Source organism: Alteromonas sp. CH_MED4-4, from assembly GCF_037029575.1.
Lineage (GTDB): Bacteria > Pseudomonadota > Gammaproteobacteria > Enterobacterales > Alteromonadaceae > Alteromonas > Alteromonas macleodii.
The window spans coordinates 82,583-106,213 of the sequence record NZ_JAYMEU010000004.1 but is presented as its reverse complement, the minus strand read 5'-3'; the positions used below and the strand labels follow the sequence as shown (position 1 = coordinate 106,213).

The 23,631-nt window shown below is 44.0% G+C and carries 17 protein-coding genes and 1 other RNA gene; 8 read left to right on the top strand and 10 right to left on the bottom strand.

Translation table 11 applies throughout. From position 1 onward, the window contains the following. Positions 1-17 precede the first annotated feature (17 nt). Complete coding sequence (locus tag WA381_RS04560; RefSeq protein WP_156086363.1) at positions 18-1,244, top strand: hypothetical protein; 1,227 nt, start codon at positions 18-20, stop codon at positions 1,242-1,244. A gap of 82 nt (positions 1,245-1,326) precedes the next feature. Here the strand turns inward: WA381_RS04560 and WA381_RS04555 are convergent, their stop codons facing one another. From WA381_RS04555 to ssrA, 5 genes are all read right to left on the bottom strand, one after another. Continuing rightward, on the bottom strand, positions 1,327-3,522 hold the full coding sequence (locus WA381_RS04555; RefSeq protein WP_156086364.1) for a TonB-dependent siderophore receptor: 2,196 nt from the start codon (positions 3,520-3,522) through the stop codon (positions 1,327-1,329). After that, positions 3,512-4,822 (bottom strand): DUF3526 domain-containing protein, encoded by a 1,311-nt coding sequence (locus WA381_RS04550; RefSeq protein ID WP_156086365.1) that lies wholly within the window; start codon positions 4,820-4,822, stop codon positions 3,512-3,514. The genes WA381_RS04555 and WA381_RS04550 overlap by 11 nt, the downstream gene beginning before the upstream one ends. Next, positions 4,819-6,261 carry an ABC transporter permease gene (locus WA381_RS04545; RefSeq protein ID WP_156086366.1) on the bottom strand — a complete coding sequence of 481 codons (1,443 nt, stop codon included), beginning with the start codon at positions 6,259-6,261 and terminating at the stop codon, positions 4,819-4,821. Before WA381_RS04545 ends, WA381_RS04550 begins: the two co-directional genes overlap by 4 nt. Beyond that, positions 6,258-6,980, bottom strand: coding sequence for an ABC transporter ATP-binding protein (locus WA381_RS04540; protein WP_069944200.1), 723 nt, complete (start codon positions 6,978-6,980; stop codon positions 6,258-6,260). The genes WA381_RS04545 and WA381_RS04540 overlap by 4 nt, the downstream gene beginning before the upstream one ends. A gap of 167 nt (positions 6,981-7,147) precedes the next feature. Further along, positions 7,148-7,506: a transfer-messenger RNA gene (gene ssrA, locus WA381_RS04535) on the bottom strand. A gap of 393 nt (positions 7,507-7,899) precedes the next feature. Here ssrA and WA381_RS04530 point away from each other — a divergent pair. Further along, positions 7,900-9,123 carry an NADH:flavin oxidoreductase/NADH oxidase family protein gene (locus tag WA381_RS04530; protein WP_014976383.1) on the top strand — a complete coding sequence of 408 codons (1,224 nt, stop codon included), beginning with the start codon at positions 7,900-7,902 and terminating at the stop codon, positions 9,121-9,123. 44 nt (positions 9,124-9,167) lie between these two features. Here WA381_RS04530 and smpB read toward each other — a convergent pair whose 3' ends face one another. Then, positions 9,168-9,647, bottom strand: coding sequence for an SsrA-binding protein SmpB (smpB, locus tag WA381_RS04525; protein WP_014949307.1), 480 nt, complete (start codon positions 9,645-9,647; stop codon positions 9,168-9,170). Between the two features lie 145 nt (positions 9,648-9,792). Between smpB and WA381_RS04520 the strand changes: the two genes are divergently transcribed. Beyond that, on the top strand, positions 9,793-10,224 hold the full coding sequence (locus WA381_RS04520; RefSeq protein WP_014949308.1) for a type II toxin-antitoxin system RatA family toxin: 432 nt from the start codon (positions 9,793-9,795) through the stop codon (positions 10,222-10,224). Next, entirely contained in the window at positions 10,221-10,568 is a 348-nt protein-coding gene (locus WA381_RS04515; protein WP_156086367.1) for an RnfH family protein, read from the top strand. Before WA381_RS04520 ends, WA381_RS04515 begins: the two co-directional genes overlap by 4 nt. An 89-nt stretch (positions 10,569-10,657) precedes the next feature. On the opposite strand, the gene WA381_RS04510 is transcribed toward WA381_RS04515, so the two are convergent. After that, positions 10,658-11,134: a MarR family winged helix-turn-helix transcriptional regulator gene (locus tag WA381_RS04510; protein WP_012518305.1), complete on the bottom strand. Its 477-nt coding sequence runs from the start codon at positions 11,132-11,134 to the stop codon at positions 10,658-10,660. A gap of 30 nt (positions 11,135-11,164) precedes the next feature. After that, on the bottom strand, positions 11,165-13,135 hold the full coding sequence (locus tag WA381_RS04505) for a BCCT family transporter (RefSeq protein WP_156086368.1): 1,971 nt from the start codon (positions 13,133-13,135) through the stop codon (positions 11,165-11,167). 320 nt (positions 13,136-13,455) lie between these two features. Here WA381_RS04505 and WA381_RS04500 point away from each other — a divergent pair, with 320 nt between their 5' ends. Both WA381_RS04500 and WA381_RS04495 read left to right on the top strand, forming a co-directional pair. Next, complete coding sequence (locus WA381_RS04500) at positions 13,456-16,167, top strand: TonB-dependent receptor (protein WP_156086369.1); 2,712 nt, start codon at positions 13,456-13,458, stop codon at positions 16,165-16,167. A 224-nt stretch (positions 16,168-16,391) separates the two neighbouring features. After that, positions 16,392-18,371 carry a tetratricopeptide repeat-containing sulfotransferase family protein gene (locus tag WA381_RS04495; RefSeq protein ID WP_049586691.1) on the top strand — a complete coding sequence of 660 codons (1,980 nt, stop codon included), beginning with the start codon at positions 16,392-16,394 and terminating at the stop codon, positions 18,369-18,371. Positions 18,372-18,451: 80 nt separating this feature from the next. Here WA381_RS04495 and WA381_RS04490 read toward each other — a convergent pair whose 3' ends face one another. Beyond that, positions 18,452-18,916: a hypothetical protein gene (locus WA381_RS04490; protein WP_156086370.1), complete on the bottom strand. Its 465-nt coding sequence runs from the start codon at positions 18,914-18,916 to the stop codon at positions 18,452-18,454. A 302-nt stretch (positions 18,917-19,218) separates the two neighbouring features. On the opposite strand from WA381_RS04490, the gene WA381_RS04485 reads away from it, so the two are divergent. Then, a complete protein-coding gene (locus WA381_RS04485) occupies positions 19,219-19,932 on the top strand; it encodes a hypothetical protein (RefSeq protein ID WP_049586720.1) in 714 nt (237 codons plus the stop codon). A gap of 214 nt (positions 19,933-20,146) precedes the next feature. On the opposite strand, the gene ppsR is transcribed toward WA381_RS04485, so the two are convergent. Next, entirely contained in the window at positions 20,147-20,959 is an 813-nt protein-coding gene (ppsR, locus tag WA381_RS04480; protein ID WP_049586695.1) for a posphoenolpyruvate synthetase regulatory kinase/phosphorylase PpsR, read from the bottom strand. Positions 20,960-21,231: 272 nt separating this feature from the next. On the opposite strand from ppsR, the gene ppsA reads away from it, so the two are divergent. After that, positions 21,232-23,604: a phosphoenolpyruvate synthase gene (ppsA, locus tag WA381_RS04475; protein WP_014949316.1), complete on the top strand. Its 2,373-nt coding sequence runs from the start codon at positions 21,232-21,234 to the stop codon at positions 23,602-23,604. Positions 23,605-23,631 lie beyond the last annotated feature (27 nt).

Genomic DNA, 23,631 nt, shown 5'->3' with positions numbered 1-23,631 from the left:
AAAAACAGAGAAAACACATGAATGCAAAACTATTAGTTCCATCTTTATTAGCAGTTTCACTTCTTACTGCGTGTGGTAGTACACCACCCTCGCCAGAAGAGCAGGCAATGGCGAACCAAATGAAGCAAGCGTTTCTTGCGAAAATTCAAGGCATGTCCTTACCTGTTGCTGCCCAACAGCAACAGCAAGCTGCACCCCAGCCAGAAATCGTTATCAGTGCGACTGAACTTACAGCACAAAAACAGAAAATTGACGAAACCGGCGGAGCAGCGATTTTTTATCGTAAGAAAGATGGCATCATGATAGATGGGGAGATGTTTCATGACTTCGAAGGACAAGTTGCCAACTTCGGAGGTAATAGGTTTACTGGTGAGTTTACCTATGCGGTAGAAAATTTCGATGGCTCATTTACACTCAAATATCACAAAGCCAAATCAACTGAAGCACCTATAAAAATTGCAACGGTGTGGAAGCGTGGTGACCGGTATGAAGTAAAAACAGTTACCGGAAAAACTGCAACAGGTAGCAGTGTAATTCCTACTTCAGACGGTTTTATTATTGGCCGTCCGGGGTCTGCTTTTCGCTATATTATAGACAATGATAACGTAAAAAATATAACACTCTTAGATAACTACCACATCGCTAAACATCAGAAGGGCGATGCTGCATCTACAGGTTTTATTTTGTTAGAGAAAGATCCTCGAGACAAAGGCGACAGTGTGGGCGGATTGCTAGACTCCTTTAAAGAAATAGGTAATACGTTTGGACTTAACAAGTTTGATGACTATGTTTTAGTTAGTCTAGACGGAAAGACCATCGTTCCAATGGATGTTGGATTAGGAGGTAAGGATGTTGCAGAATACTCAAACTGCGAACGTCAAAATGCTGTGATGAACAAGTGCGAAAACGTGGATTTCAAAGAGTCGCTGTACACAAAACTTGGCTTACCTAATTACAGTCACTATTTCTGGTCAATCAATTGGGTACAAACGCAGTCAGGCCCACTGGCTATATATAGAACATCGACGAAAATTAAAATTGTCGATATCAACAATAATCAGGTTCACACTGCATTTTCGCGCACCTTAGGTGTAAACGAGTTTGATATCATTGAAAACGCTGACGGAACTACTGGTATAGAAGCAAGACTCGGATTTTCTAAAGAGAAAATTAACGATATAGAGTCATTTATCAAGAATAATACGTCTGACATCGAGCCGATTCAGACTTTACAAAACTCTTAATTTACACAAAAATTAAACATTCAAAAGTCGTAGTAAGGAAGCGGTAATAAGTCCCGCTTCCTTTTACGTTAAATTCTAGACCTTAAAAGCGATAGGCGGCGGTAAGCCTAAAGCGTTGAGGCGCGCCAGGTTCAACCCACACATCTGCGAAAGAGTTAGTATAAAACTCTTCATCAAACAGGTTATCTACTGCAACTTTAACTGACAAGTTTTCTACAGGTTCTATTTCAGCAAACGCACGAACCGTGGTGTAGCTTGGTAAGTAGAAGTCGGTAGCGGTTTGACCTAAACGCTCATCAACATACAACAGTCCTGAACCGATACGTACTGGCATATCAGCAAATATAAGTCCCTTGCTCAACTGAATGCTTAATTGGTTTTCTGGAACGTTAATTAAAGGATCGCCAGATTCAATGGCTGCAACAAAGTTAGCATCCGCCGCATCGTTTGTACTTTCAGCATCTACGAAGGTGTACGACACCCAAAGCGAAATATCATTTTCAAATTCAGCGTTAATGTCTAACTCAACACCACGGCTACGCGCTTCGCCAGCGGGGGTTAAGAAGAAGCCGTCAGACGCCTCAGGGCTATCATCATAAACAAGGATGTTACTTTGCTCGATATTAAACACGGCGAAGGTGATATCACCCCGTATATTATTAAACATCGATGTAAGATCAGCTTTAACGCCAATTTCCGCAGATTTAGATTCGTTAGGTTCAAACGGATTTCCGGCGAAATCCGACCCCGTCAGCTGACGGAAACCTTCACCGTAGGTTGCGTACACACTTGTGGTGTCATCAAACAAGTAAACAGCGCCCACTTGTGGCGAAAAGCGTGTGTCGTCTTGTGATGTGGTACTTACAGGTGACGCTAAGCGATTATCAATTTCCTGTTCGAACTTATCGAAGCGACCCCCCAGCCTAACTTGGAAATTATTAGTGATGTTGATTTGGTCTTGGAAATAGATCCCCCACGCTTCCTGAACTTCAAAACGGTCCAAGTTGTCAGACAATTCCACATCTGGAAGTGGTGAGTAATCCGGATTAAAAATATCGACCACTAAGTACTGTTCTAAGTCCAAGTCGTTAATGTCAGTATCGCTTGAAAAGAATGGCGGGCGATAGCGCAGAATAATCTGGTCATTTTCAAACTTATCGTAGTCAGCACCAATAATCACGCGATGTGATAGCGACCCAGTATCGAATTGTCCCGCGATTTCGCCGCGTAAAACGTAGTAATCGGTTTGGAAATTACGGTAGCGCTTAAAACGAGACAACAAAGCTTGATTAGGATCGATAAACAATGTTTGGCGACCATCAAAGTTGTTTTCTAATGCATTACCCTCGAAAGTGGTATCGCGTAAGCCAGCACCCAAAAGCAGGTTCCATTCGTCAGCAAGTTTATGAGAAATCTCAATTTGATGACCAACCACTTCCGTATCGATGGTGTCGCCATTAGGATCGCCAGTAAAGGTTTCAATTGGCTGATGGCCCAACTTACCATCGATGGCCACTACGCCACGGTCGAAAGGAATTTTTTGCTCGGTGTATTCGAGTTCGTACGTAACCGTGGTGTCTGCTGATGCTTCCCACGTAACCGATGGATAAAAGCCAAAACGCTCTGTTTCTACTGTATCGCGGAAACTTTCAGCATCTTCATAAAAGCCTACTAAGCGTACACCTACATTTTCAGTACTGCCTGCAACCGATTGTACATCAGCCTCAATGCGCTTCTGCGACCAGCTTCCGTAAGTTGCTTTAATTTCACCACCTTGACGAAACTGGGGGCGCTTTGTAACAAGGTTTACCGCTCCACCTGGTTCACCGCGACCAAACAGCGCAGCTTTAGGACCTTTTAAGACTTCAACATGATCAATGCCAGAGAGATCACGAGGTCCGCCAAATCCGCGTCCTGCGTTAAAACCGTTTACCAGAAACCCGCTAGGTAAGTTTTCGTCACCTGAAAAACCACGAATAGCAAAGCTGTTCCAAAGGCCACCAAAGTTATTTTGCCTTGCTACCGAAGCGGACAGGTCTAAAGCGTCGTTAAGGTTTATAGCGCCTGCATCATTGATGAGACCAAGGTCGATATCCTGCGCTGCTGCCGGCACTTCTTTATATTCAAATGCCCCTTGATACGCACGGTGCATACCATGCACCGTAATTTTCTCTACATCCGCTTCCGATTGAATATCAGTATTTTGCGCATTTGCAGGCGCATTCAAAAGCGTTGCGATAGAAAGGGCGAGGGTAGATTTTACCCAACTAGTCTTCATTAGTGTTTTCCTGTGTCTTTCTTATTTTTGGTGAAAATTGAGGTAGCTGTTTAAAACTGGCCGATGAAAACTCCGGGGCTTCAAACAAGTGATGATAGTAGAATTTGCGCAACGACGCATGAAACTCGCGAACATTATTTTCGTAGTTAACCATGGCTTTAACATCGGTATCAGCCGCACTCGTTAATAAGCGTTGCGTTAACAAAGACGGGGATAGCAGAGCAACATAGCTTGCAATTTTATCTTTGCGTAAGGTGGCGGCTTGATAAGCCTCTGAAAGTTCCTTTGCCGTTTGGTCGCCAACTTGTTGAAATGCGTAATACCACTTCCAATTAAATGAACTGTCTCGTTGTGGATCAAAGTCGGTTTTATCCGCCCACTGTGGGTGAGTTTCAATAAACGCATCCCATGTTTGTTCAACAGGTTTGTCCCATGCACTGTTAACGGCTTCTCGCTGCGTGAGCACAATGTCGCCGCCCTCAGGTGTATCGACCGACGCATTAATTATGGTGTGCCCGGTAACTGGCACAATAACCGTTGTGACAAGCCATACGCCTAACATGATTGAAGCTAGGTGCGTGGCGCTGAAATTGGCAAAACGCTTAGCAGCACCTATAGCAAGCACAATAGCGCTCCAAACAATTATGCTGCCAATGACGATGGTACAAACCGTTACTGTTTGAAACACAGACGCGCCATTCACTACACTAAAGGCAATAAACGGAATAAGTGTAACTAGTGCCAAGGGCACCAGGGTTACCAATACGCGTGATGACCAAATAGCATGCGAATTGCGTGCGGTTACATTAAGTAAGTCAAAACGGCGGGCTTCGCGTTCCTTCGCTTTTAAGTCGTAAAGGAGCAAAATGATAAACAGAGGCAACAGCACACTGGTAACGAAAGCAAAGTCAAAACGCCCTAAGAAAGCAAGCTCCGGATTGTCTGTATCGCTTTCATAAATCTGACCTTCTAGCGCTAGCATTCTAATACGGTGCTTCCACGGAAACACATCGCGCTCTCCTACGGCAGCAAACGCCAACGGCGAGGGCGGGGCATAGGTCAAATGAAAGGCGTAATAGGCTACCATGCCATAATTAGATTGGTGAGCAAGGACAGCGTTACGTTCTGTTTCATCTTTCTCTAACAAGCGCTCTATAGTGGCTTGCTGCTCTTGCATTTCCGAATAGCCAGACCACAACGACACCGAGCTTAAAAGAAAGACGACCAAAAGCGTTAGTTTTATCTGACGATGGCCAAATACGAAACCCGCTTCTCGTTTAATATCGCTATAACGCATCATGGATTTAAATTCCTAACTGCAGCTTGAAGAAGTAGTGCGGTAAGTCCCATCCAAAGCAACAGCTGAATAAAATAAATCAACGCGTTACTAATGCGTGTGCTTCCTGCTTCTGGTTTAAAATCAAACTCTGCTAAGATCGCCCAGTTATCTGCGCCAACCACAGCTTTGTCTGCTGCTTCTTCACTGGCGTTGCGGTTCATATCTAACTTGTAATCGAGTTTTTCAGCGTGAACCTTGTTCAAAGCCTGAACAAACTCAAGTCTTAGCGTTTCCGCTTCCCTTAAAAAGCGGTGGTGTGTCTCGAGGCTAGTTCCCGCAAGGATCGTAGAAATAGAGCGCACCGCAACCGTAGGCGAAAGCCAGCCAAACTGCCGTGCTATTTGGGCTTGTTCCAACTCTTCGGACATTCGCGTTTCAGCAAACTCATTAAGCACTTTGGCTTGTCGACCTTCGGAGTACTGGGCAACAATGCCCCTGAAATTAACGGGTAAGTCGTCAACTGAATCTACATTGTATTTAGCGAGCAAATCTTCTTTTAGCTTTTTGAATGCAGGATCGTTAACGTCATGACCGTCACCTAAACTTCTAAGTTTTTTTTCCACTTTGAAATCGGCTTCAAGTTTTCCCATTGAAGGGGCAACGTTTGTGGCAACGCTGCTCCCTAAACGAGGAAGTAACACACAAGCGCTCATCCAAATGACAACAAGTACAGTGAAGCTAACGCTGCTTTTCTCAAATATTGCCGAGCACGCAGTAACTACCGTGGCCCACAGTAAAAAGTAAACCACATAACTAAAGCAAAAGAGTATTACAACAAGTGCACTTTCGTTTGAAAACGCGACATAAAGACAGGCAAGCAGTAGCGGGAGTAAAAATAGGCTGCTAGCGGTTATAAGCGCCAGAAGCTTCCCTAAGAGCAATTGCCAACGGGTGGTGCCTTGAGAAAGCAGTAGGGTTAGCGTGCCGGCTTCGCGTTCACGTGACACGCTGCCGTAGCCAATTAGAATAATAAATAAAGGTGCAAGAACCAAAGCTAAAAAGCTGGGTGTTAAACTACTAAAGCGTGTAAGTCCTGCGGATTGGCGCTGCTCGGCGAACATCGCACTATTTTGGCGGTGCCCTTCTAAAAATATAGCGTTCCCCGTGTAGGTATCGACACCCGGTTCAATTACGCTCAGTGGAGTGGGGGCACGAAATACATAATGACCATAATGCACCATGCGATGAGGGTGCTTATCAGGCTGTGCCTCAAAGCGTTGTTCAGCTTCTGTTTGAAGGTGGTCTCTGGTGTGGGCAGCCTCATCGACGTGAAAGGCGTTAACTACCAGTGCAGCTATGGTAAGCATAGCGCCTAGCAATAAAACGGTCGCTGCTACTTTTGTTCGCATCCAATAGCGCCACTGTTCTGCACAAATGATTTTAGCAACATTCAGTATCATACATTACGCCCTGCAAATGCTGCGTGAACGGCTTCAGTATCTATTGGCGTATCGCCAGCGCGCTCGAAGGAACCGGTTAATTTGCCATTACTTAAAAGCACAATTCGATGGGCAACTTGGCAGGCACCATAAACGTCGTGGGTAACCATAAAAATAGTAGCGCCACCCGCTGCCAGCTCTGACACTAGCGCATTAAATTCGTCGATGGCTGCTGGATCTAGCCCAGATGTAGGTTCATCTAAAAAAAGAACAGGCGCATTGCGCAGTAGCGCCAGGGCAATTGCGGTCTTCTGACGCATGCCTTTTGAATAATTAGATAGCGCCTTATTCCACGAATCTTCTTGAAGTGCGACCTTGCGAAGTGCGGCGAACATATCGTCGTCAGACTTATCGACTCCAGCCACTGACAAGAAATAACGAATGTTTTCTACGCCAGAAAGATGGCCATATAAGGTGACAGATTCGGGTAAGTAGGCAACAGACTTTTGAACTTGGTTTGGCTGGGTAGAGGCATTATGCCCTAATACAGTGGCGCTACCGCTACTTGCCTTCATAAGCCCTAAAAAAGTTTTAAGGGTGGTGGATTTACCTGCGCCATTTCCACCTAAAAGTGCAAATACTTCGCCTTTTCCTACATTAAAATTGAGATTGTCTAGAAGCGTGCGATCGTCAACACACACGGTAAGCGCATCCGCGCATATCACTGAATTTGTTTGCATTGTTTGGAGAAGCTATACATTAGAATCGTGCTGCAATGTTATAATATAACCATCTAGATGGGAATAGCTTTTATTTAGGTAGTGTGTGTTTTGTTTTAATTAGAAACAATTTACAAATTTCGGAAGCTGAAACGAAAAAGGCCTGCCGAGTGGCAAGCCTTTGAAAGTGGTGGAGCTGGCGGGATTTGAACCCGCGTCCAGAAAATGTCTACCTTTGGTACTACATGCTTAGTTTGTCATTTATTTAACTGCTTGGAACTCCGACAAACAGGATTTCCTTGCAGCTGGCCTAATACTGTTTCGCGGTTCACCCTTAGACAAGGTTCCCTCGCTATCCTACTTGGATGACCTTCCGAATCCCCGCTAGCAGGAAAAGACTAGGGTGGAAGGGCCTATGCCGGTTATTAAGCGGCTAGTGCGTATGTTTCGTCGTTTGCGACTATTTAAATGCGGCTTTTTAAGAGGCAAACCGCTCCTCTGCATGCACCTCCGGCTTCCTAGATCCTGTCGAATCCTAATCAGCCCCGAGTGTGATTTTCAATAATAGCACAATTGTTACATGGTGAAATACATTCTTTTGAAAATTACTATAAATTTTAAGGGTTTGGCTATAAATCAACCAAAAATAACATCTAGTTTTTCAAAAGCTTACCTGTGTGGCTTTCATTTGAAGCTTTGCTTAAACAGCAACACACAAACATTGAGTATTATTGAACTACCATAGATATGTGGATGCTTGAGTAAAATTCAAGTGCCGAGCGCACAAGGGCTGTACAAGAAACGCAATTTATAAACTAAAATAGCGCTTTTTATTTGATTACTTTAGCGAATTTTTAAGGAAATAGTGCTGATGTAATGATGCAATTAGTAGCAAGAACCATTAAAGTACGTGAGCATAATTAAAAGGCTTGTAGTGTAAATGTCTTCAGATTCCATATTGTATTCTCCGTATACCTTGCCATGTGGCGTAACAGCGCGAAACCGTCTTGTTAAAGCTGCTATGGAAGAAAATATGTCGAGTATGGGAAATATTCCCGGAGAGTCTTTGTACTCACTCTATCGATATTGGGCCCACGGCAATTTAGGCATGGTGATCACAGGCAACGTTATGGTCGATAAAGGCGCCATGACAGGGCCAGGTGGCGTTGCACTCGAAAAAGATACCGACATCGCACCGTTTCAAAAGTGGGCAAAAATCATTAAGTCTAATGGCGCTTTAGCCATAATGCAGATTAATCACCCTGGACGACAGGTATTTAAAGCGATGAAAGGCAAAGCTATTGCGCCTTCTGCTGTACCGCTTGATATGGGTAAACACTCCAAGCTGTTTGCTCAACCACGAGAAATGACCTGCCAAGACATTCACGATGTGTGCAAACGTTTCGTTCAAACTGCTAAGCAAGCTGAAAAAGCCGGGTTTGATGGCGTTGAAATTCACGCCGCTCACGGTTACTTGCTTACGCAGTTTTTGTCTCCGCTTACTAATCAGCGTCAAGACGAGTGGGGCGGTTCTATTATTAATCGCGCCCGCTTGCTGATAAACATAGTCAGTCAGGTTCGAGCGGTTTGCGCTAAAGACTTTATTGTTATGGTAAAGCTTAACTCTGCAGATTTTCAGAAAAATGGTTTTTCTTTTGATGATGCCTGTGAGGTGGTAAATCGCTTGGAAGCCTTGGGTGTTGATGTTGTAGAGTTGTCTGGCGGCAGTTATGAAGCGCCTGCCATGCAAGGGCAAACCCGTGACGACACCACACTGGCCAGAGAAGCGTACTTTTTGGAATTTGCGCAGGCACTGGTGAGTAAAACTGATATTCCGCTTATGACAACAGGCGGTATAAAAAGGGCCGAGGTAGCAGAGGAAGTGATTGAGCAGGGCTGTGCTCTTGTTGGATTAGCCAGCGCCCTTGCTATTACGCCCGACTTAGCTAAAAAGTGGCAACAAGAATGGGCGTATTCGGGCATAATTCCACACTGCTCTTGGAAAGATAAATCGCTTGCAAGCCTTGCGAATATGGCCATGGTGCGAAGACAACTTAGACGCCTTGGGAACAACCTAACCACTTTAAGAAACCCGTCACCGCTGTGGAGTCTGATTCTTGATATGCTACATCGCAAGAAAATGACGAAACGAGACGTAGGTTAAACCTATTACACTTCTTTTTTGGCAGCCCAAATAAAAACACAGCGTTAAACGCTGTGTTTCATCATTCGTTCTTTTTGACGTTGCCAATCTTTGTCTTTAATGGTGTCACGCTTGTCATGGGCGTGCTTACCTTTTGCTAGGTGAATTTCTAGTTTCACCCAACACTTTTTCCAATACATAGACGTGGCAACGATTGAATAACCTTGGCGGTCTCGTGCACCCATTAAGCGGTCAATTTCTCGTTTGTTCAGCAACAATTTGCGAGCACGCTCTGGAGCAGCGATAACGTGGGTAGAGGCTTGATTCAGCGGACTAATTCTACACCCTACCAAATACGCTTCGGCATTCTGGATAATAATGTACGCATCGGTAATGTTCACTTTACCGGCACGAATACTTTTAATTTCCCACCCTTGAAGCTCAAGTCCGGCTTCGAACTTGTCTTCTAGGAAATAGTCGTGACGCGCTTTTTTATTCTGCGCGATATTTCCTGTGGTGTTTTTGTTGGCTTTATTCTTTTTCATGCTGGCTATTATACTGATTGTTCAAAGGAATGTCTTTAGTTGTCATTGTTATCTTATATTGGGGCATTTGGTTCAAAACCGAATACGAGCGAACCAAATTTTCTGTGATACAATGCGGCCAAGAGTTTTAATTGTAGTGGAATCAATGCCAAGTATTCATAGAAGCGCGCTGGTAGCTCATAGCGCAGAAGCCATGTTTAACTTAGTCAACGATGTAGCTTCCTACCCAGAGTTTTTGCCAGGCTGTACCGATAGCAAGATCCTCGACACGTCAGCGCAAAGCATGAAAGCGTCATTGTTAGTGGCAAAAGCTGGTATCAAGCAATGGTTTACAACGCACAACGTGTTAGAGCCAGGTAAAAGTATTCAAATGCAACTGGTCGACGGTCCGTTTCGCTCGCTTACCGGTGGCTGGACATTTTCAGCGTTATCAGAAGAAGCCTGTAAAATTGAATTAAACCTAGAGTTTGAATTCAGCAATAAGCTAGCTGAAATGGCTTTTGGTAAAGTGTTTAACAGTTTAGCCAGCAGTATGGTTGCAGCGTTTACAGACCGAGCGCGGAGCGTGTACGCATGAGTAAGAAGCTCATCAATATTGAGGTTGCCTACGCGTTACCCACCAAGCAAACTATCATTGATGTTGCTATTCATGAAAATGCGACGGTAGAAGAAGGGATAAACGCGTCTAACGTGCTTGAGCAGTTTCCCGAGATTGATTTGAAAGCAACGAAAGTGGGTATTTGGAGCCGCGTGGTTAAGCTTCGCGACACGCTTACCGATGGCGACCGTATTGAAATTTACCGCCCGCTTATTGCTGACCCTAAAGAAATCCGCAAGCGCCGTGCTGAGAGAGCGAAAGAGGAAGGGCGCGCTGACAAAATCACAGGTGGAAAGGTAAATCCACTTAAGGCGAAGTCATAGCAGTCAGCTGAGCGCTTCTACGCCAGCGTCAAAGATAGATACAAAAATGGCCTTCAAGTGAAGGCCATTTTTTTTAAAGACAAAGGCTATTAGCTTTTTTCTGAAATACTGCCTAACTCCAGGAAAGGGGAGGCATCAATATCTTCAGCATCCATCATGCTAGCAATTCGCTGAACGGTAGCGACCATTTGGCTTTGCTCCCACTCTTTAAGCTGTGAAAAACGCTCGACAAAGTGTTCTTGAAGAGGGCGAGGTGCGTCAACCACTGCCTCTTTACCGCGTTCGGTTAAGAATACGCCCACTTTTCGTTTATCTTGCGTACTTCTTATGCGCGTAGCTAAGTCTCGTGATTCTAGTCTATCTAGAATATTCGTGATGGTTGCAGGGCTTAAGTTAATATTCTCTGCAATTTCGCGCACCATTATACCCGGGCGCTCTTCAATATTTTGCATCACCAATAGCTGTGGGCCTGTTAAACCCACGTGTTTACTTAGCTGCTTGCTGCGTAGGTCTACAGCGCGTATTACGCGCCGTAGTGCCACTAATAGTTCTTCTTCTTTTCGCATGTTACTTCCAACAAATGCGTAACCCAACGGTTACTTAAGCAAATGAATAAAATGTTGGTGCTTATGATAGTGATCGATGACGTCATTAATGACCGAAATCTTCGACCAGCCCATAATATCATAGTTCTGACCACCTTCACTAAGGTGCACTTCGGCGCGATAGTACGTGGCCTTTTTGTTTTCGTCCAGTACTGGTGTGTCACTTGGACCAAATTCAGGCTGTTCTGTCGATACAGGGTGCACAGCATAAATAAACTCAGGGTCATTGCCCATATCAACGGTTAATATGAGTGCTTCGTCGGTATCTTCAATTTTAATTTCAAATTGCTGTGCTTTAAACTCCTCGCTTACTTCTATTAGCGCAGGCTTCACCACTTTGTTGATATAACGACGAACGGCAGTTTCATCTGGAAAGGTCACAATATTTTCAAGGCGCTCTTTCCAGTTTTTATCAGAGTCATTATGCTGCGGTGTACCCGTTAGTACTTGTAAACTTTCACGTTTGTACGCTTCAATACGAAGGGCTTTCAATAGTCCCGCTATGGCGATAAGCAGCACAATAGCAAATGGGAGTGCGGCAGCAATCGTCATAGTTTGCAGCGCGCCAAGACCACCAGCGTAAAGCAGCACTGAACTCACCACACCAACGCCAACGGCCCAGTATACTCGTTGCCACAACGGCGTATTGTTTTCACCGTGTGAACACAGCATATCGACAACCATGGCACCCGAATCACATGAGGTTACAAAGAACACAATGACCATCAATACTGCTATAAGGCTTAGTACTGAAGCGAAAGGGAACTGTTCTAAAAATACAAACAGTGCCACTGAGCTATCTTCATTTACCATTTGTGCAAGTACGTCTTTACCTTGCACTAACACCTGATCAATAGCGGCGTTGCCGAATACGGTCATCCAAAATAGTGTAAATGCTGATGGTATAAGCAGTACGCCCATTACAAATTCACGAATGGTTCTACCGTAAGAGATACGCGCGATAAACAGGCCAACAAACGGTGCCCATGCTAACCACCAACCCCAGTAGAAGATAGTCCAGCCGCCAATCCAGTCTGTTTTCTCATAGGCGAACAGGTTAAATGTGTTGCGCACCAAATCAGACAGATAAGCCCCAGTGTTCTGCATGAACGCTTGTAGTAAAAATACGGTTGGGCCTAAAACAAGAACAATTAAAAGTAGCAGTAAGGCTAAAACCATATTGGTTTCTGACAGACGGCGTATGCCTTTTTCCAGGCCAGTAGTTACAGAAATAACGGCTAAACCAACAACGCCTGCCATTATAGCTATTTGAACACCAGTATTTGACGGTAGACCAAATAGATAGTTAAAACCCGCATTTACTTGCGAAGCGCCAAAGCCTAGCGACGTCGATACACCAAACACTGTTGATGTAACCGCGAATATATCAACCACGTGCCCAGGCCAGCCATAAATCCGGTCACCAATTAATGGATATAAAGCAGAACGCAGTGTAAGAGGTAAGTTTTGACGGTACGCAAAATAGCCCAAAATCAGCGCCACTACCGCATAAATTGCCCAAGCATGAACACCCCAATGGAAAAATGTGGTTTTCATTGCTTCGCGAACAGCATCAATACTTTCAGCCTGTGCAGTGGGGGGCGCTAAAAAGTGCATTAAGGGCTCGGCAACGCCAAAGAACATAAGCCCAATTCCCATTCCTGCTGCAAACAACATACTAAGCCAAGTCCCAAAGCTGAATTCGGGGCTTGCGTGATCTGGACCTAACTTTATTTCGCCGTAGCGTGACATGCCGAGGAAAACAACAAACACCACAATTACTGCGACAGTAAATACATAAAACCAACTACCGTTGGTCACAATTGCGCTCTGAAGCTTTTGGAAAAGCGCGTCTGCTGTTTCAGGAGCACCAGCAGCGAAGATAAGTAAACATAGGATTAAAGCTGACGATGTAAAAAACACCGGCTTGTTGAGTGGAGATTTATTTTCGTTCTCAATCACGCAGTAAATTCCTTTCACCTTTTATAAATTTCGGTTTATACGCAGAAATATACCGCATGGAGCATTTTTTATAAACATCAGATGAAATTATTTGATTTGTATGTATTTGGTCAATGAGTCAAAGTGCAGTCTTTTTTTTGTAGTTGTTTTTACGATAAAAATTAGACTTTCTGCTAGGTTTTAGGTGTTTTTGGTTAATTATTAATCGTTAGAGTAGAAATAATTAATAGATTGTGTATCGTAATATATGATCTTTTTGATATGTGTTTTAAGTAAACACTGTCCGAAGAATAAAAAACAATTGAAGGAAACACACACAAATGCGAAAAACTCAGCTTAGCTGTGCAATCATCGCTGCACTGGCATCCACCTCTCTGGCTGCGCAAGAAACTAAAGCGCCCGCTAAACTTGAAACCATAGAAGTTACCGCCACGAAAAGAAGTGAATCAATCCAAGATGTCCCTGTCGCAGTCTCTGCGTTAGATGGAAAAGCATTAGAAAACCTCGGTATTGATAACTTCCAAGACTACGTAGAGTTTTTACCGAATGTGGTATTCCAAGGTACAGGTCCAGGGCAAAACGAAATATACATTCGTGGTGCGGCGACCACGCAATCAAGCATTACCCTGTCATCTGTTCAAGCACTTCAGCCCTCAGTGGCTTTCTATCTTGATGAAATGCCTGTTTCTATGGCTGGCCGAAACTTAGATATTTTTGCTACCGACGTTGAGCGTGTAGAGGTTCTACCTGGGCCGCAAGGTACGTTATTTGGTGCGAGTTCTCAGGCAGGTACAGTTCGCCTAATCACAAACAAGCCAGATCATTCTGGATTTGCTGCAGGCTTCGATACCAGTATCTCTACCACAAAAGGCGGAGATATGAGTAACACGGTGGAGGCGTATTTCAACGTTACTCCAACTGACAATCTTGCGCTGCGTGTGGCTGCCTACAATGAAAGTCAGGGCGGTTGGATTGATAACATTGAAAATGAGCCAGGAAATGGTGGTTACATTGGAAGTGCAGTAGTTATTGATCGTATTTCTGGAAATGCATTGCAGAAACAGGGCATCGATCCGGCTGCGATGGATGCACGTCGTGAAATTAATGGTTTTACTCGCAGTGAAGCCGCTGTTGTGTCGCCAAGAAACAGCGAACATGTTGAAGATAACTTTAATGACGCGGTCTACTCAGGGGCGCGATTCGGGTTGTCTTACATTATCAACGAAGATTGGGATGTTCTGGTTCAACACACTCAACAAACACTTGATACTGAAGGTGTGTTTGCCTACGACCCAACAGTGGAAGGCGAAAGCTCGGCAATACGCTTTCAAAGCGATGAAAACTCTGACGAATTTGGCTTAACCACATGGACCCTAAATGGTCGTTTGGAAAAACTAGATGTGGTGTATACCGGTGGTTACCTTGATCGTGAAATAGACACGCTTACCGATTACACCGGCTACACCAACGGCGGCTTATTTTCCGCGTACTATGTGTGTACGCACTATGAAACGCCAGATAATCCAGATGACGCGCGCTGCCTCGATCCAAGTAAATACTACAAAGAAGACACTACTAGCACTCGCTTAACCCACGAACTACGTTTCAGCACAACGATGGATACACCATGGCAGCTGACGGCGGGTGTGTTTTATGACGAACAGGAAGTAGGCTCGGTAGGCCAGTTTAAAATCGCAAGCCCTGAAATCTTTGAGAACCTTGCAAGTTCATGGAATGCGCTGGCGGGTGACCGTGGAATTAACAGCGATGGTGGCCCTTTCTCTCCTGAAATTAGCTTTGTAAACGACGTTACGCATACTATCGAGCAGATCGCAGTATTTGGTCAGCTAGGCTATGAAATTACTGATACGCTTACTGCTACCATTGGTGCGCGCTGGTATCAAATTGACGATATTTATCGCGGCGCTACATCAACACGCGACGTAACAGGTCGATTAGAAGCCTATGGTCAAGGCGTGCTAGATCCCGCCGTTTATGATGGTTTGGGTCTTGACGGCCAAGGTGTTGTCAATGCTATCCAAGATGGTTCATTGGAAATTGGCTTACTAGACGGTGACGGAGTACTCACGGTTGACGATACCATCTTCAAATTTGGCCTCGACTGGAAAGTAAATGAAAACGTATTGCTTTTCGCGAACTATTCAGAAGGCTTCCGTCCACCAGTAACAAACAGACTAGGCGGTGACGCAGCGGCAAATGACACTGGGGCGTTTGCGGATTTCCGTGTTCCGGTTTACTCAACAACAGATACGCTGGATAACTACGAAATTGGCCTGAAAGGTGACTTCTTAGACGGTATTTTGCGTGTTAATGCCACTGGTTACTATTCAGAAATCAGCGACTTGCAAACGTCGCGTTTCGATCCTGCGAATATTAGTTTCTTAGTCTTTACCGATAATGTTGGTGATGCAGAAGTTAAAGGGATTGATGCAGACATTACGTGGTTAGCGACAGATAACCTAGTCATTAACGCAGCATTTAGCGTACTGGATACTGAACTGGTTAGTATTAACCCTGAACTAGAAGGTATTGCGGCTGGCGTAGGCAGTGAGCTTCCGTACTCTGCTGATTTCTCAGGTAACATTAGCGCACGTTATTTCTTTGAGTTAGATGGCGGTAAAGAAGGGTATGTTAATGCATCACTTACCTACACCGGCGACCGTCTTGCTGGCATGGTGATGAACGCCTATGCCATGGAAGATGCAACTCGATTGATTTATGGCACGGGCTCGGGTCTGAAAATTAAAGATGAGGGTGACGAGTTTAAAGGTGCAACGTACCCAGGTGCAGATGGTGAAACAATTCGCGGTGGCCGCTACATTCAGGAAAGTTACGTGATTGGTAATGTATCTGTGGGGATGACGTATCAAAACTGGAAAGTTGAAGCATTCGTTGACAACGTTTTCGACAAATCAGCAATCTTGAACATTGATACACAGCAGTATACGCCTAAGGTTGTGACTAATCGCCCTCGTACTATAGGTCTTCGCTTCTCTTACGACTATTATTAATAGTTATCAGTGGTTGATGTAACGTTAACCACGCAATAGCGTTATCAAACGGCAGACATAAGTCTGCCGTTCTCATTACTAAAGCTAAAAATTTCGGTAGTATCTGTATTTAGTAACTAACGCGTATACTAAAATAGCAGCTGTGCTGAAACGCTCGTATTTATGTATTTAATTAGGCTCATAAAAGCGCGCTATATTTCGCAAATAGAATAATAAAGTAGGCTATGACACCAGAAGAATTTCAACAACAAGTACGCGCTGTAAAGCAGGCACTGCAGCGTGGACAGTTCTCAATTGCAATGGAAAGCATGCAAACGCTTTTTTCTGCATCGTTGAGCGATCAACAGAAGGCGGAAACACACTATTTAACAGCGGTTATTCAAAGGCTGTCTAAACAATATAACGAAGCGTTTAAACATATTGATGCGCTACTTGGTCTTAAGCCAGATTATGGTAGAGGATATCAAGAGTTAGCTTATTGCCATGAAGCCACCGGCAACCATCAAGCAGCGGCTAACGCATTTTTTAAAGCTACGCATTTTAACCCCGCGCTAATTAGCAGTTGGAAAAAGCTCCTTACCATTTATAAAAGCCATGACGACGTACCTGCAGTATCAATGGCGACCCAGCAAATCGAACATTTGCAGTCACTTCCTGCACCGGTACTCGGTGCTTACGATTTAATGTATGAAAAGCAGTTTTCAGCAGCAGAGCAAGTATGCCGACAGTTTTTAACTAAGCAAAAACATCATCCAGAAGCAATGATGTTACTTGCTGAAATAGGCATGCAGCTTAAGGTATATAGCGATGCTGAATTTCTTTTAGAAAGCTGCGTTGAGCTTTATCCTGACAATGAGCGTGCCGCATTAGCCTATCAAAATGTTTTATCTAAACTAGGCAAATTCCCAGATGCGGTGAAGGTAGCGAAGGCGCGATTAGCGCTGAACCCAGAAAGCTTTGCTATTAAAACCAGCTTGGCCCATGCACTTGTTGGCGTCGGTCAGTTAGATGAAGCAATAAGCCTATACAAAGAAGTGTTGTCACAAAATGCTGATAGACCTAAAGTGTGGGTTGCATTGGGCCATGCGTTAAAAGCAAAAGGCGATACTACGGATGCCGTTAACGCCTATGAAAAAGCGGTTGAATACGCGAATGATTACGGCGACGCTTATTGGAGTTTAGCGAATACAAAAACCTACAAATTTAGCGACAACATGCTGTCGCAAATGTGCAAGCAAGTTGAAGCTAGCTCGATAAAGTTAGACGATAAAATTCACATTTGTTTTGCGTTAGGTAAAGGGTTTGAAGACAAAGGCCAGGCAGATAAAGCGTTTGCCTACTATGACCAAGGCAATAAACTTAAACACAGTACGCTTCAATTTGATATTAGTAGAACAGAGAAGGCCTTAGACGCTCAGCAGCAGGCTTTCACGGCGGATTCTTTCAGTTCAAAACAGGGCTGCCAAGCTCCCGATCCTATTTTTATTGTGGGCTTGCCTCGCGCTGGTTCGACATTATTAGAGCAAATCCTCGCGTCACATTCGCAGGTAGACGGCACCATGGAGCTACACGATATATTAGGTATTGCTTCATCATTAAGTCATCAAAAAACACCTTATCCGTTTAACGTGAGCGAACTAGATAGTGCAACCCTCGAAAAGCTTGGTGCCCGTTATATTGAGCAGACTAAAGCTTACCGACAAGGCGCGGCATTTTTCATTGATAAAATGCCCAATAACTTCATTCACATAGGCTTAATTAAAAAGATACTGCCTAACGCCAAAATTATTGATGCACGCAGAAACCCAATGGACTGCTGTTTTAGTGGCTTTAAACAGTTATTCGGTGAGGGGCAAGAGTTCAGCTATTCGCTTGACGATATTGGCCGTTACTATAATGCTTATGAACAGCTTATGGATCATTGGCATAGTGTGTTGCCTGGGGAAATTCTTACTGTACAGCACGAAGATGTTCTGGATGATTTGGAAGGGCAAGTTAAACGCATTCTAGATTTTTGTGGGTTAGATTTTGAAGAAGCATGCTTAGCGTTTCACCAAACCAAACGGGTGATAAAGACGCCAAGCTCTGAACAGGTTCGCCAACCTATATACAAAACAGGGATGGGGCAGTGGAAGCCTTTCGAAAACTATTTAGCTGAGCTTAAACAAGCACTAGGCAGAGACACCTCAAAGCCAGATAATTAATGGATAGTCAAAAATGAAGAGTCATGGCTGTCTTTAAGTCATGACTCTTTTTTAATTAGTTAAAACGTATCAACTACCTTTTAAGGCTGATACGGAAGCGAAGATTGATGAAGGATAATGCGAATTTTTCCGTCTTCACATTGTTTGAAAACAAAGCTCTTGTTTACAAAAATATGGCTGTCGTCTTCGCCGATAAAGTGTACGTTACACTGAACAATGGCAAGCTCACCGTTTAAGATAAAGTCTTCTTTGCTATACCAAACCTTCACCCATGGCTTTAATTTAAAGCCATTGTCGTTTGGATAGTCGCTATTACCGCCTACGAAATAAGATAAAGCGCCTTCTTTTGTTGGGCGAAATGTTTGAGAGCCAAAAGTAAGCGTAGGTTTAAAGAGTACTTTTCCATTATCGTAGTCGTAGTTATCTGACAGCACTTGTGAAGCGAATGCTTTTACATCGCCACCTTCAGCGTGCACTTTACCTACCGCTACTACATTGTCGCACCAAGTTTGTAGTGCGGTATGAACCATTTCTTCTGTGAACATGTTATTTCTCCCAAGATAATGTGCAATGTTATATTGTATCATTATGATTTGTTTACAATATCGATAAATTAATGAATTGTAACTGTTTATCCGTGATAGTCATTTTCTATCAGCAAGCGCTAAGACCTGTCGATTGCATAACTTCAATTTTTTCAATAAGAAAACCTGTTACCTATTAGACATTAAAAAATGTTAATCATTCTTAATCTAATCTTCTGTTTTCAACGTTACAACGTTATCTGATGTCGAGTTTACAAGCTATTACATCTGTAATGCTTAGACTTAATGTAGAAGGTTTAGTCATGAATGACGTTACACAGCTAATATTGATGTATTTCATCATACCGCTGTGGTTCACAGCAGGGATAGTCGACTGGTTTTGCCACCGCAGCAGTAATATTGCTGCTACCGCGGGGCCGAAGGAGTCCTTAATTCATCTACTGATGTTTATAGAGGTAGGAATTCCTCTTTTTATGGTTCTCCTCTTTGAGGTGAATAGTTTAATTATTGCTGCAGGTATTCTGTTTTTCTTCTTACATGAATTAACAGCACTGTGGGACGTTAGCTATGCGGTATCGAAAAGAAGAGTGGGGCCTATTGAGCAGCATGTGCACAGCTTTTTGGAAATGATACCGCTGCTCGCATTAATTTTGGTAATTGCCAGACATTGGTCTCATTTTATAGCGTTATTCGGACTGGGCGAAAGTCCTGCTGATTTTGGTCTGCGGTTTAAGCAAGAGCCCCTTCCAACATGGTATTTACTATCAGTTATCGCCGTTGCTACCGTGCTAGAATTTTTACCTTATGTAGAGGAGTTGATTAGAGGTATGAAAGCAAAAGAAAAAAGTTCACAAGAAAAAACGACGTTGTCTTCAGATGAAGAAAAACAATCCAATAGTAAAGCGGACGTTTCACATCAGGATGCAGAAGCTGCGAGCCCTTATGCATCATCTGTTGCAGGTGAAGAAGACCCAGGTGTAGCGCTTGAAGAATTGGTAGAAAGCAACAAGAAGTGACGCTTCAATAGTAAATAATAAAAGGGCAAGCGAGACCGCAAATACTAGAGCTACTATCGCCTAGTTAGCCTAAACTTGACCAGAATCTAGGTAATGTGGTGCCTTGTCGCTTTACATAGTTAAAGGCACCACCGCGACATAAAAAGTGTTGTATAAAATACAGCGGGTAAATATGGCAGCTTCGTACAAAGTTACTGAATACTTAAAAGCCCGCTTAGTACTTACGACGTTTGAGCCCCGTCTCTGCCAATATTTTTGCTGAGATCTCTTCAATCGAGTACTTAGTGCTATTTAAAAACGGGATTTTTTCCTTTCTATACAAGTTTTCTACTTCACGCAGTTCCATTCGACATTGTGGCAGCGATGCATATTTGCTGTTTGCACGGCGCTCTGAACGTATTTGATGGAGTCTATCCGCTGCAATCGTTAGCCCAAAAAGCTTATGTTTGAACCTGCGTAGGGCAGGGGGAAGCTTAAGCATGTCGCCCATGTCTTCTTCTGTAAAAGGGTAGTTCGCTGCTTTTATTCCGTATTGAAGGGCTAAGTAAAGACTTGTTGGCGTTTTACCCGAACGTGAAACACCAGTAAGAATGATGTCTGCTTCATCGTAATCTTTTAGATTAGAGCCATCGTCATTAGCCAGTGCGTAGTTTACGGCCTCAATTCTAATATCGTAGGTGGTTTCGTGGATACTGTGTGTACGATGTTTTTCTGGTTTTGAAGGAACACCCAATACTTTTTCCAGTGGCGCTACGAATTGATCGAGAAAATTATAGTTAATGCCCACAGATTTCGAGATTATTTTGCGAATATCTACATTCACAATTGTATAAAAAACGAGCGGCCTTTCTCCGGTGTCTTGAAAACTTTCAGAAATTTGCTGTAAAACTTTGTGAGCTTGTTCCTCAGTTTCAACGAAAGGAATGGTGTTGTGATTGAAAGAAACGGGAAACAGGGAAAGCAGGGCGTGGCCGAAGACCTCTGCAGTGATGGCTGTACCATCTGAAATATAAAAAGCTGTGCGCACAACATATCCTTAACATTGGTGTAATTTTATTACAAAAGTAATAAAGGGTTTACATTCTGAATTTCCCCATTCTAAGATGATTTCGTCGAAAAGCTACACGGTTCTTGTGAATGATGGCAAATATCAATAGGTTTGCTGTCAAACGTAATGGACAGCGTTAACAGTGGTTTTCACCACATATCGACTACAATTTGATGAGTTTCAGGTGACAAAAAGCACAAACCTGAAATTAACCTCATACCCTACACATAAAAAAGCTGGAGGCTTGGGCTGTGCAAGAATACGTACTTTGGTATCAAGAACTGGGCATGCATGATGTGGGTCGCGTAGGCGGCAAAAATGCATCATTAGGCGAGATGATTTCAAACCTGGCGAACGCCGGTGTGCAGGTGCCGGGAGGTTTTGCTACCACCGCCGAGGCATTTAATGAGTTTCTAGAGCAAAGTGGCCTAGAAGCGCGTATCCACGAAGTCTTAGACTCGTTAGACGTAGATGACGTAAACGCACTGACCGAAGCGGGTAAGAATATCCGCCAGTGGATCATCGACACACCTTTCCAAGGAAAGTTAGAAGAAGAAATCAAAACTGCGTTTGTCACATTACAGGGTGATGCAGGTGAAGAAGCGTCATTTGCAGTGCGTTCATCAGCCACGGCTGAAGATATGCCTGATGCGTCTTTCGCAGGTCAACAAGAGACTTTCCTAAACGTTAAAGGCTATGAAGCCGTGCTTGTGGCAATTAAGCACGTGTTCGCATCGCTATTTAACGACCGCGCTATTTCATATCGCGTTCACCAAGGGTACGACCACAAAGGCGTGGCGCTATCTGCAGGCATTCAACGCATGGTGCGTAGTGATATCGCATCATCGGGCGTTATGTTTACTATCGATACAGAGTCTGGCTTTGAAGACGTTGTATTTATTACCAGCTCATTTGGTTTAGGTGAAATGGTGGTGCAGGGTGCGGTTAACCCTGATGAATTCTATGTTCACAAACCAACACTTGATAAAGGCTTGCCTGCTATCGTTCGTCGTAACCTTGGTAGTAAGCTGACTAAAATGGTGTACTCAGATGATGAAGCACACGGTAAGCAAGTGTCTATTGTCGATATTGATGCAGCTGACAGCAAAACCTTCTCGTTAACTGATGACGAAGTAATGGAGCTTGCTAAACAGGCGCAGATCATTGAAAACCACTACAAGCGTCCTATGGACATCGAGTGGGCAAAAGATGGCGCAGACGGTAAACTATACATTGTTCAGGCTCGCCCTGAAACGGTACGCAGCCGTGAAGACTCACAGAGCATCGAGCGATTCCAGTTGAAAGGTCAAAGCAACATTGTTTGTGAAGGCCGTGCAATTGGTCACAAAATCGGTGCTGGTGTAGCGAAAGTGCTTGATTCAATTGAAGAGATGGACAAAATCCAGGCTGGTGATGTTCTGGTAACTGACATGACAGACCCTGACTGGGAACCTATCATGAAGAAGGCTTCTGCTATTGTTACCAACCGCGGTGGCCGTACGTGTCACGCGGCAATCATCGCGCGTGAGTTGGGCATTCCAGCTGTGGTTGGTTGTGGTAACGCGACTGACAGTATCAAGAATGGCGACAAAATTACTGTGTCTTGTGCTGAAGGTGACACCGGTTTTATCTACGGTGACGAACTAGAGTTCGATGTAGTGACGTCACGCATTGACGCAATGCCTGACCTACCGCTGAAAGTCATGATGAACGTGGGTAACCCCGACCGCGCATTTGATTTTGCTCGCTTGCCAAACGCAGGTGTTGGTCTTGCGCGTCTTGAGTTTATTATCAACCGCATGATTGGTGTGCACCCTAAAGCACTACTTAATTTCGACAGCCAGCCTGAAGAGTTGAAAGAAGAAATTAGCGATATGATTGCAGGCTACGAGTCGCCTACGGAATACTACATCGAGAAATTGGTGGAAGGTATTTCAACCATTGGCGCTGCATTCTCGCCAGAGAAAGTTATTGTTCGTATGTCAGATTTCAAATCGAACGAATACTTCAACTTAGTGGGCGGTTATCAATACGAGCCAGACGAAGAAAACCCAATGTTGGGTTTCCGTGGTGCAAGCCGCTACATCTCTGAAGATTTCCGCGATTGTTTTGCCCTTGAATGTGAAGCCATAAAGCGCGTTCGCAACAAAATGGGCTTGACCAATGTTGAGATCATGATCCCGTTTGTTCGTACATTAGAAGAAGGTCGTCAAGTTATCGAGCTTCTTGAAGAGCAGGGACTTAAGAAAGGTGAAAATGGCCTTCGCGTTATCATGATGTGTGAACTGCCATCAAACGCTTTGCTTGCTGATAAGTTCCTAGACATTTTCGACGGTTTCTCTATTGGGTCTAACGACTTAACGCAGTTAACCCTAGGTCTAGATCGCGACAGTGGTCTTATCGCGCACTTGTTTGATGAACGTGATGAAGCGGTCAAAGCACTGTTGTCAATGGCAATTCAGGCAGCGAAGAAGCGTGGAAAATACGTGGGCATTTGTGGTCAAGGTCCATCAGATCACGAAGACTTCGCCGCGTGGCTGGTACAAGAAGGGATTGATTCGGTATCACTTAACCCTGATACCGTGGTTGAAACCTGGCTTTACCTGGCTGAAAAGCACGGCTAATTACGTAGCTCGGATGTGAAGGCGAGA

Bases quoted from the DNA above. Each gene is read 5' to 3' on its own strand.
- WA381_RS04485 (WP_049586720.1), top strand. From the start codon at position 19,219: ATGAATGACGTTACACAGCTAATATTGATGTATTTCATCATACCGCTG.
- WA381_RS04545 (WP_156086366.1), bottom strand. From the start codon at position 6,261: ATGATACTGAATGTTGCTAAAATCATTTGTGCAGAACAGTGGCGCTAT.
- WA381_RS04495 (WP_049586691.1), top strand. From the start codon at position 16,392: ATGACACCAGAAGAATTTCAACAACAAGTACGCGCTGTAAAGCAGGCA.
- WA381_RS04530 (WP_014976383.1), top strand. From the start codon at position 7,900: ATGTCTTCAGATTCCATATTGTATTCTCCGTATACCTTGCCATGTGGC.
- WA381_RS04490 (WP_156086370.1), bottom strand. From the start codon at position 18,916: ATGTTCACAGAAGAAATGGTTCATACCGCACTACAAACTTGGTGCGAC.
- WA381_RS04500 (WP_156086369.1), top strand. From the start codon at position 13,456: ATGCGAAAAACTCAGCTTAGCTGTGCAATCATCGCTGCACTGGCATCC.
- WA381_RS04560 (WP_156086363.1), top strand. From the start codon at position 18: ATGAATGCAAAACTATTAGTTCCATCTTTATTAGCAGTTTCACTTCTT.
- WA381_RS04515 (WP_156086367.1), top strand. From the start codon at position 10,221: ATGAGTAAGAAGCTCATCAATATTGAGGTTGCCTACGCGTTACCCACC.
- smpB (WP_014949307.1), bottom strand. From the start codon at position 9,647: ATGAAAAAGAATAAAGCCAACAAAAACACCACAGGAAATATCGCGCAG.
- WA381_RS04555 (WP_156086364.1), bottom strand. From the start codon at position 3,522: ATGAAGACTAGTTGGGTAAAATCTACCCTCGCCCTTTCTATCGCAACG.
- WA381_RS04510 (WP_012518305.1), bottom strand. From the start codon at position 11,134: ATGCGAAAAGAAGAAGAACTATTAGTGGCACTACGGCGCGTAATACGC.
- WA381_RS04550 (WP_156086365.1), bottom strand. From the start codon at position 4,822: ATGATGCGTTATAGCGATATTAAACGAGAAGCGGGTTTCGTATTTGGC.
- WA381_RS04520 (WP_014949308.1), top strand. From the start codon at position 9,793: ATGCCAAGTATTCATAGAAGCGCGCTGGTAGCTCATAGCGCAGAAGCC.
- WA381_RS04540 (WP_069944200.1), bottom strand. From the start codon at position 6,980: ATGCAAACAAATTCAGTGATATGCGCGGATGCGCTTACCGTGTGTGTT.